8 protein-coding genes and 1 pseudogene are annotated in these 9112 nt (G+C 61.3%); 3 read left to right on the top strand and 6 right to left on the bottom strand.

The features are described 5' to 3' along the window. Together AC1D35_RS33500 and trmFO are read left to right on the top strand one after the other, a co-directional pair. A pseudogene (locus tag AC1D35_RS33500) lies at window positions 1-212 on the top strand (hypothetical protein); the annotation flags it as partial. A 73-nt stretch (window positions 213-285) separates the two neighbouring features. Beyond that, window positions 286-1719 carry a methylenetetrahydrofolate--tRNA-(uracil(54)-C(5))-methyltransferase (FADH(2)-oxidizing) TrmFO gene (gene trmFO, locus AC1D35_RS33495; RefSeq protein ID WP_113311604.1) on the top strand — a complete coding sequence of 478 codons (1434 nt, stop codon included), beginning with the start codon at window positions 286-288 and terminating at the stop codon, window positions 1717-1719. Between the two features lie 2 nt (window positions 1720-1721). Here trmFO and AC1D35_RS33490 read toward each other — a convergent pair whose 3' ends face one another. From AC1D35_RS33490 to yajC, 5 genes are all read right to left on the bottom strand, one after another. Next, window positions 1722-2189, bottom strand: coding sequence for a hypothetical protein (locus AC1D35_RS33490; protein ID WP_113311603.1), 468 nt, complete (start codon window positions 2187-2189; stop codon window positions 1722-1724). A gap of 69 nt (window positions 2190-2258) precedes the next feature. Continuing rightward, entirely contained in the window at window positions 2259-3107 is an 849-nt protein-coding gene (locus tag AC1D35_RS33485; RefSeq protein WP_113311602.1) for a phytoene/squalene synthase family protein, read from the bottom strand. A gap of 2 nt (window positions 3108-3109) precedes the next feature. Then, complete coding sequence (locus AC1D35_RS33480; protein ID WP_113311601.1) at window positions 3110-3496, bottom strand: Mth938-like domain-containing protein; 387 nt, start codon at window positions 3494-3496, stop codon at window positions 3110-3112. Window positions 3497-3500: 4 nt separating this feature from the next. Next, complete coding sequence (gene secDF / locus AC1D35_RS33475; protein WP_477942173.1) at window positions 3501-6020, bottom strand: protein translocase subunit SecDF; 2520 nt, start codon at window positions 6018-6020, stop codon at window positions 3501-3503. A 43-nt stretch (window positions 6021-6063) separates the two neighbouring features. Continuing rightward, the gene (gene yajC / locus AC1D35_RS33470; RefSeq protein WP_113295708.1) at window positions 6064-6411 is read right to left on the bottom strand and encodes a preprotein translocase subunit YajC; all 348 of its coding nucleotides are present in this window, start codon (window positions 6409-6411) and stop codon (window positions 6064-6066) included. A gap of 209 nt (window positions 6412-6620) precedes the next feature. Between yajC and AC1D35_RS33465 the strand changes: the two genes are divergently transcribed. Further along, a complete protein-coding gene (locus AC1D35_RS33465) occupies window positions 6621-7493 on the top strand; it encodes an ATP-binding protein (protein ID WP_113311599.1) in 873 nt (290 codons plus the stop codon). Window positions 7494-7587: 94 nt separating this feature from the next. On the opposite strand, the gene AC1D35_RS33460 is transcribed toward AC1D35_RS33465, so the two are convergent. Next, window positions 7588-9112: peptidoglycan DD-metalloendopeptidase family protein (locus tag AC1D35_RS33460; protein WP_477942170.1), on the bottom strand; the 1525-nt coding region annotated here is incomplete at its 5' end.

Raw genomic sequence — 9112 nt, 5'->3', positions numbered from 1 at the left:
CCTTGAGTGCCAGGCGTAGGAGCACTCAATCCGCAAAGGGTGAAATCGACACTTTCAACGAACATACGGAAGAAACGACCTCCGACAATCTTCCGAACCTTGCGGCACAACGCGAGGCGGTGCGGGAACATGGCGACGTTTATATTGTCGATACCGATCTCGAAGATGCCGACCAGCGCGAGGCATCGCCAGGAACAAGAGAGCAGAGCTAGTAATCTAGCACGGGTGAAGGGCCGCTTCGATTCTGCAGTTGGATCACATCTGCCGGCGTGATATCAGCCGTCAATGACCCAGAACTCCTCATATTCCCCTATCCACGTCATCGGCGGCGGGCTCGCCGGCTCCGAAGCTGCATGGCAGATCGCTAGTGCCGGCGTGCCTGTCATCCTGCATGAAATGCGTGGCGTGCGCGGCACGGACGCACACAAGACCGATGGACTTGCCGAGCTCGTCTGCTCCAACTCCTTCCGCTCTGACGATGCCACCAGCAACGCCGTCGGCGTCATCCATGCGGAAATGCGCATGGCTGGCTCACTGATCATGGCGTCGGCCGACAAACATCAGGTGCCGGCAGGTGGCGCACTGGCCGTCGACCGCGATGGCTTCTCGGATGCCGTGACCAAGGCGATCCACGACAATCCGCTGATCACGGTCGTGCGCGAGGAGATCTCCGGCCTGCCGCCGAAGGAATGGGATCTGGCGGTTATCGCCACCGGCCCCCTGACTGCCCCCTCGCTTGCGAGCGCCATACAGGCCGAAACCGGTGCGGACGCTCTCGCCTTCTTCGATGCGATCGCGCCGATCGTCTATCGCGACAGCATCGACATGGATATCTGCTGGTATCAGTCCCGCTACGACAAGGTCGGTCCCGGCGGTACGGGCAAGGACTATATCAATTGCCCGATGACTGAAGAGCAATACAACGCTTTCGTTGACGCGCTGATCGCCGGCGATACGGTCGGCTTCAAGGAGTGGGAAGGCACGCCCTATTTCGACGGGTGCCTGCCGATCGAGGTCATGGCCGAGCGCGGGCGTGAGACGCTGCGTCATGGGCCGATGAAGCCGATGGGCCTGACCAATGCGCATAACCCGACCGTGAAAGCCTATGCCGTCGTGCAGCTTCGCCAGGACAATGCGCTCGGCACGCTCTACAACATGGTCGGCTTCCAGACGAAGCTGAAATATGGCGCCCAGGCCGATATCATCCGCATGATCCCAGGGCTTGAGAATGCCGAATTCGCCCGGCTCGGCGGTTTGCATCGCAACACCTACATCAACTCGCCCACCCTGCTCGACCCGTCGCTGACGCTGAAGTCGCGCCCGGGCCTGCGCTTTGCCGGTCAGATCACCGGCTGCGAGGGTTATGTGGAAAGCGCAAGCGTCGGGCTGCTCGCCGGCCGCTTTGCCGCTGCCGAACGCAAGGGAGAGGCGGTTTCCCTTCCTCCGGTAACAACGGCGCTCGGCTCGCTGCTCGGCCACATCACCGGCGGCCATATCGTCACCGATGAGGAGCCGGGTAAACGCTCCTTCCAGCCAATGAATATCAATTTCGGGCTATTTCCTGAGCTTCAGCCGGGTTCGATCGTCAAGCCTGAAGGCGTCAAGCGCTTCCGGGGCAAGGATAAGACGATCATGAAGCGTCAGCTGATCGCCAAGCGGGCGCTTTCGGATTGCGCCGCCTGGCTTGGACAGGATGTCGAACTCGCCGAAAGCGCCTGAGATTAGTGGCCGTTCACCGCCGAGCTATTCGGCACAGGCAGTTCCTTATCCTGCTCGGCAACATAGTTGCCAAGCAGCCAGAGCGACACTTCTGACGCTTCCTTGGCAGAAGCGAACTCGTAGGTGCCGTTGTGATGGGACGCGCTGGCAAATTCGATGCTCAGCCCTCTGCCCGTTTCAGAAGCCAGAACACGCACCGTGCCCGGCTCGATCAGATGGCAGGCGAAATGGCGCGACATGTTACGCATGAAGCCCGCCTTGTTATCATGCAGACGCACGAAGACGGCCTGCCCATCGACTGTCGCCTGAAGCTGGCGGATTGCCTCATTGGGGAATGCGCGGCCGAATTCGATGATGGCAAGGCCCGTGTCGTGCAGGCCATCTTCCTTGTTCTGCGCAGCCATGCGCGTCGCCACGTAGGCGATGAAGATGACGATGGCGAAAAGAACGCACCAGACGATAATGCCCACGCGGTTTCTCCGTTTAAAATGGGGTTATGCCCGACATAACGCACGAGACTTGCGCGAGTTTGACCGTTGTCAGATTTTCTTGCGTATTCCGGCAAGTGCCATGCGCATCTGACGGCGCCATTGCGGCTGCTGTAGCGAGCCTTCCAGAATGGCTGCACCGCGCTTCTGCGCCTTGATCAGCACAGGTTCGGCAAGTGCGACCGGCAAGAAGGCCGGCACGATAACCGGCGACAGTACGGAAGCCCGTGCCTTGGCAAGATGATCGCGCCCGAGCCCGGCAAAGGCCTCGATCGCTGCTGCAATGCGCGGTTTGTCCGCACCGGCCAGGAAGGTTTCCCGGTCGAGGCCTGTCGCCGAGAGAATTTCAAGCGGGATATAGATCTGGCCGCGGCGCTGATGGAGCGGCATCAGCAGCAGCATGCCTGATATCGACTGCGCCACACCGGCATGACCGGCAGCATCGGCGGATTTCATCGCTTCCTCGGGCGAGAGGACGAGGCCTGCAAGCTGGATCAGCGCCGAGGCGGTTTCACCTGCATAGCCTTCCAGCGAGGTGCGGCTTTCCATCGGGTCGTCGTAGAGGTCGAAGATCCGGGCCTCAATCATGTTGACGAGCGTCTGGCGCGGAAGCCGGTGCGTCTCGACGGCCGAAAGAAGTGCAGCCGCCAGCGGATTGGCTTCTATCGAACCGTGCGCATTGCCCTCCAGAAGGTCGCGCCAATACTGCATGCGGATTTCTCCGGGCAGCGGTTCGTGCACGAGATCGCGGATGCGGGCAAGCTCGGCATTGAAGGCATAGAGGGCAGCAAGCGCACCGCGCTTGTCTTCGGGCGATAGCAGGCAGGCGAGGTAGCGGTCGCGATCGGTGTCGCGCAGCATCGCCAGGCTGATATCCTCGCTCGTCTTCACGTCTGCCATGATCAGACCGCGATCAGGGCTGCGGCAACGGCTCGCTGTTCGGCAAGCATGATGTTGAAGGTGCGCACGGCAGCACCCGTGCTCATCGGATCGGAGGAAATGCCACGTGCCTTGAGGGCGGCACGCAATTCCGCGGGCAGGCGGCGAAGCTCTGTGCCGGTGCCGACGAGCAGCACTTCGATATCGGCGGCTTCATCGAGCACGCGGCGGAAGTTTTCCACCGACAGCGGCTTCGTTATATCCATATCCCAGCCATGAATGCCCGAGGGCAGGCAAAGGATGGAGCCGCGATGCGACATATCCGCAAAGCGGAAGCCGCCATTACCATAGGTGTCGATGGGAGCCCGGCCCGGGAAATGGGCGTCGCGGATTTCAATGCCTTTTGCCATGTACCTATACCGCCGGCTTGCCGGATTTCATGCTGATGTCGCCCTCGTCCTCGCCACCGGTCTCACGGCGCAGCCGGAAGATGATGAGAACGGGCGCTGCTATATAGATGGAGGAGAATGTTCCAAGCGCAACGCCGAAGAGCATGGTGAAGGTGAAGGAGCGGATCACAGCACCGCCGAAAATATAGAGCGCGAAGAGCGCCAGCAATGTCGTGGCAGCCGTCAGAATGGTGCGCGACAGCGTCTGGTTGATCGCCGCATCGATCAGGATCGGCAGTGGCATCTTCCTGTAGCGCTTCAGGTTCTCGCGCATGCGATCGTAGACGACGACGGTATCGTTCAGCGAATAACCGACGACAGTCAGAAGTGCGGCCACGCTTGTCAGATTGAATTCCATGCCCGTCAGCACGAAGAGGCCGAGCATGATGATGACGTCGTGCAGCGTCGCAACGATCGCACCAACCGCAAACTGCCATTCGAAGCGGATCCAGATATAGACCAGGATGGCAAACAGCGAGGCAAGGATGCCGATCGTCGCCAGCATCGTCAGCTCGCCCGAAACAGCCGGCCCGACCACCTCGACGCGGCGAAAATCGTAATCCTCGGCCAGTTCGCCACGAATGAATGTCGCGACCGATTGCTCGGCGTTTTCGCCGCCGTCCTGAGAGCCGACCCGGATCAGGGCGTTGGTGGCATTGCCGATCCGCTCGACGCGCACCGGTCCGAGGTTCAGCTCATTGAGACGGGCGCTCAGATCGGCAATATCGRCATTGCCCTGCTTCGCCTTGACCTCGACCAGCGAACCGCCGGTGAAATCGATGCCGAGATGCAGGCCAACCGAGGCGAAGGCGAGCATGGCGGCGATGCAAAGTACGGCCGACCCCGTGAAGACATAGCGGCGGATACCCATGAAACGGATATTGGCGTGCTCGAACAGGCCGGTCAGCGCGCTCTTCGGCAGATGGCGCGGCTGGCGTCTTGCAAGCCAGGCGGCCACGAAGCCACGCGTCAGCGTGAAAGCCGTCAAGATCGTTGTCAGGATGCCGACGGCCAGCGTCACGGCAAAGCCGCGGATGGATTCGCTGCCKACGAAGAACAGGATGACGGCGGCGATGAAGATCGTGACATTGGCATCGACGATAGTGGCGAAGGCGCGCGAGAAGCCGCGCTCAACCGCCTGGGCGAAGGTGGAATGCGGTACCCTCTCCTCTTCACGAATGCGCTCGTAGATCAGCACGTTGGAATCCACCGCCATGCCGACGATCAGCACAAGGCCGGCAATGCCCGGAAGTGTAAGGGTCGCACCGGCAACGCTTAAGACCGCAACGATCAGCACCAGATTGAAGAACAGTGAAACGACGGCGATGATGCCGAGGATGCGGTAGAGCGCGATCATCAGCGCTGCGACAAGCACCACTGCGACAATGCCGGCAGCTAGACCGGAGAAAACGGATTCGGAGCCGAAAACCGGGCTGACGGTGCGCTCTTCAACCGATGTCAGCGTCGCCGGCAGCGCGCCCGCCCGAAGCATGATGGCCAGATCCTCAACGCCTTCTTCGGAGAAATTGGCTGATATCTCGCCACGTCCGTCCGTGATCGGCGTTTCAATAACCGGATTTGCCATCACCTGATCGTCGAAGACGATGGCGAGATGTTTTCCGACATTGGCCGTCGTTGCCTGCGCAAGGCGTTGAGCAGCATCGGCATTCAGCCGGTAGACGACCGCACTATCCTGCGTCTGCGGATCTGTCTTTGTATCGACTTCGGCAAAATCTGCGCCTATCGCAATCACGCCGCGATCGACCAGATAGGGGATCGGCGGATCATCCAGTGAGTAGAGTATCTGCGATGTCGCGGGCCAGCGTCCGGCAAGCGCTTGCTGGCCGGTCATGCTCTCATCGATCAGGTGGAAGGAGAGTGCGGCGGGCTCGTTCAGCAGGTTCTTCAACCGCTCGGCATCGACGGAGCCCAACACCTGCACGGCGATACGGTCATCGCGATCGGGGCGGACAGTGAAGTTCTCCTTGCCGAAGCCGGCGATACGGCGGGCGACGATATCGAGCGAGCGGGTCTGTGCTGCAACCGTATCGGCATCGATCGCCTTGTCGGAAATCTGCAGCGTCAACTGGCCATCATCGCTTTTCTGGAGCGAGACGTCGGCTGAAGTCAGCAGTTGCAGGAGGTCCGCTGCGGCCGGGAGCTGAGCCGTATCGGCAACCTTGACCGTGACCGTCTGCCCGTTGCCGGCCAGACCTGTATAACGGATGCCGGCACCGCGGAGTTTGTCCCGCACGCCGGCGACGGTTGCCTCGAGCCGATCCTTGATGATGTCGGAGCGTTCGAGGCGAAGGACGATATGCGAGCCACCCTGAAGATCGAGACCGAGGGTAACGCGGTCCTGCCGGACCCAGCCCGGCAGGGAGGAAAGCTGCGCCGGGCTGAGAAGATTGGGAGCAGCGACGACGACGGCGGCAATCGCAACCAACCAGATCAGAAGTGTTTTCAAGCGGGAAAAATGGAGCATTCTCTCGACTATCTTCCGATCCGGCGGCGTTTGCTATTGCATGTTATGCTGCGTCGGCCTTGACCGGCTCACCCTTAACGCGGATTTCGGAAATGCCGGTGCGGACGATGCGGACGCGCACGCCTTCAGCGATTTCGACTTCGACTTCCTTCTCGTCGATAACCTTGGTGACTTTGCCGACGAGGCCGCCGCCGGTGACGATCTGGTCGCCGCGACGGATCGCCTTCAGGGTTTCCTCGCGCTTCTTGGCCTGCGCGCGCTGCGGGCGGATGAGCAGGAAATACCAGACCACCATCAGCGGCACGAACAGGATGATCATTTCGAGGCCTGAACCGCCAAAAGCGCTCGTGGCGTCAGTTGCGCTCTGGGCAAATGCCGGGGTGATAAACATGCTAAGCTCCTCAGGCTATGGGCGGCGGAAGCCCGCCTCTCTTTTCAAGTCGCCGGACTATAGTTGCAGCCTTGATGAATGCAACAAAAACAGCCGGAAAGCGTACCGATTCCGCTGCCTCATAACCTTTCCGCTGTGGAAAGGCCATGCTACCCGGCATCAAAAAAGCGAAAGCGGATTATCGCTGCAATCTATGAAGGAGGCACCCGATGGCCGAGGAAATCAATAGTGTTCTGCTTCAGGAGCTGAAGAGGCTTGCGGACGCGGTCGAGCGGCTAGCGGGACCGGCGCCTGCCGTCAACGACTGGAACGCGGCCGACTGCTTCGTCTGGTCCCCTGCCCGCCAGCACCTCCAGCCCGTTCAGCGCCCTAACCGGGTGGCGCTGACGCTTATTCGTGGCGTCGATCACGTGCGCGATATCCTGCACGAAAACACCGTGCGTTTTGCGGACGGCTATGCCGCCAACAACGTGCTGCTCTGGGGAGCGCGCGGCATGGGCAAGTCCTCGCTGGTCAAGGCCGTGCATGAAGATGTGCGCCGCGAAAGCGGCGTATCGCTGAAGCTCGTCGAGGTGCATCGCGAGGATATTTCCAGCCTGCCGGCACTTCTCGATCTGCTCAAGGATACGCCGCACCGCGTCATCGTTTTTTGCGACGATCTTTCCTTCGACCACGACGATACCGCCTACAAGTCGCTGAAGGCGGCGCTCGACGGTGGTGTGGAAGGGCGTCCGGACAATGTGCTGTTCTATGCCACCTCCAACCGGCGTCACCTGCTGCCGCGTCACATGATGGAGAATGAGCAGTCGACGGCGATCAATCCGTCCGAAGCCGTCGAGGAGAAGGTCTCGCTCTCCGACCGTTTCGGCCTGTGGCTCGGCTTCCACAAGTGCAGCCAGCAAGACTATCTGACGATGATCGATGGTTATGCCGACCACTTCGAGCTCGGCCTCGATCGCGAGAAGATGCATGCCGAAGCGCTGGAATGGGCTACCACGCGCGGTGCCCGCTCCGGCCGCGTCGCATGGCAGTATATCCAGGATCTGGCGGGCCGCATGCGCGTCCATCTCGACCGCATCTGAGCATTTTGCGCGACGCGCCTCGAAACGACAAAAGCCCGGCTGATGACCGGGCTTTTGCATTTTCCTGAGACGCTCTACCTACTCAGAAATATCGCTATTCAAGAAATGTCATCGGGTTGACCGGGGAGGCGTCCTTGCGGACTTCGAAGTGGACCTGCGGCTGCTTCACGTCGCCGCTCATACCCGACACGGCAACCGTCTGGCCACGCTGGATCTTCTGACCGCGGGCGACGCTCAGCGTATCGGCGTTGCCGTAGACGGTGACGGTGCCGTCATCGTGACGGACAAGAACCGTATTGCCGAGCTCTTTCAGGCCGTTGCCGGCATAGATGACGACGCCATTTTCGGCGGCCTTGATCGGCGTGCCCTGCGGAACCGAGATGTCGATGCCGTCATTGCGGCTGCCGTTGACATTGGCGCCATAGGCCGCGATCACCTGGCCGCGAACCGGCCAGCGATACTTGCCGATGCCGGTGGCTTCAGGAGCCGCAGCGCTGACATCGGATTTTTTCTCGACGTCATCGACCGTCTGCGTGGCGGCAGGAGCCTTATAGGGCGCCGGCTGCGCGGAGGCGGTCTGGACCGGTGCGCTTGCCGACTGGGCGGGCTTTACCTGATCGACCTTCTGCGCCGGAATGGAGGCAGTCTTGATCGTATCGGCGGAAGCCCCGCCATTCGGGATCTTCAGCTCCTGGCCGATGCGGATCGAGCTTGCCGACAGATTGTTGGCGGCCTTGATGTCGTCAACGTTGGCACCTGTCGCCCTGGCGATCTTGGCAAGAGAGTCACCCTGCTTGACCGTGTAGGTACCGACAGCACCCTTCGGATCCTTGCCGGCGCCGGCGGGAAGCTTGCCTGTCGGGTCCGCGCTTGCGACGGTCTTGTCGCGAGCGGAATTGGCGCCCGGAACAACAGCCACTTTCTGTTCCTGGCCCTTCGTCGGCTGCGGCAGATCGCCCGGTTTGGAAAGGTCAGCGGACTGGGCTGCGGCCTTGGCGGCATTGTTGCCACCATTAAAGGTCGGGATGAGGATCGCCTGGCCGGGCTGGGCGGCAGATGCCGTCTTCAGATTGTTGACGCGCAGGATTTCCTTTTCCGGAACGCCGTAGCGACGGGAAAGCACGGCGATGTTCTCACCGGGACGTAGCGTGACGGAGGGCGCATTTGCGCCGGACCAGCCGGAGACCTTCGGTGTCGTGCCTGTAGTCAGCGTATCGGGCGCAACCTTCGGAGCTGCCGCGGCCGGTGAAATACGGTCAGGCTTCGGAGCGGACGGGAACGGCTGGGCGAGAGCGACGTCCCTCTCCCGCTGACGCGGGGAAACTGAGCCTGCGCTTGGCGGTGAGAGATCGGAACGCTGAACGGAAACCGGTGTGGATGCCATCCGCGCGCTGGAGCCGACCGGCTCATAGCTCGGACGGCCCGGATAAGGCTGACTCATGCCCTGATTGTTGGAGGCATACACCGGCCGGCCCTGGTTATTCGCGCCATACCCCGGCTGGCCCTGATTGTTCCCGGCATAGGCCGGCTGGATGGCTGAGCCGCCGAGATCCGCGCGCGGCACCGGATCACCCTGTGCGCCATTGAAACCTCTGCGGGGGATGGAATTTGTCGTCATC

It is taken from the genome of Rhizobium sp. P1_E6 (assembly GCF_056405875.1).
This window is presented reverse-complemented; position numbering and strand designations above follow the sequence as displayed.

Coding starts and splice junctions, on each gene's coding strand:
- trmFO (WP_113311604.1), top strand. CDS start 286: ATGACCCAGAACTCCTCATATTCCCCTATCCACGTCATCGGCGGCGGG.
- AC1D35_RS33485 (WP_113311602.1), bottom strand. CDS start 3,107: ATGGCAGACGTGAAGACGAGCGAGGATATCAGCCTGGCGATGCTGCGC.
- AC1D35_RS33480 (WP_113311601.1), bottom strand. CDS start 3,496: ATGGCAAAAGGCATTGAAATCCGCGACGCCCATTTCCCGGGCCGGGCT.
- yajC (WP_113295708.1), bottom strand. CDS start 6,411: ATGTTTATCACCCCGGCATTTGCCCAGAGCGCAACTGACGCCACGAGC.
- AC1D35_RS33465 (WP_113311599.1), top strand. CDS start 6,621: ATGGCCGAGGAAATCAATAGTGTTCTGCTTCAGGAGCTGAAGAGGCTT.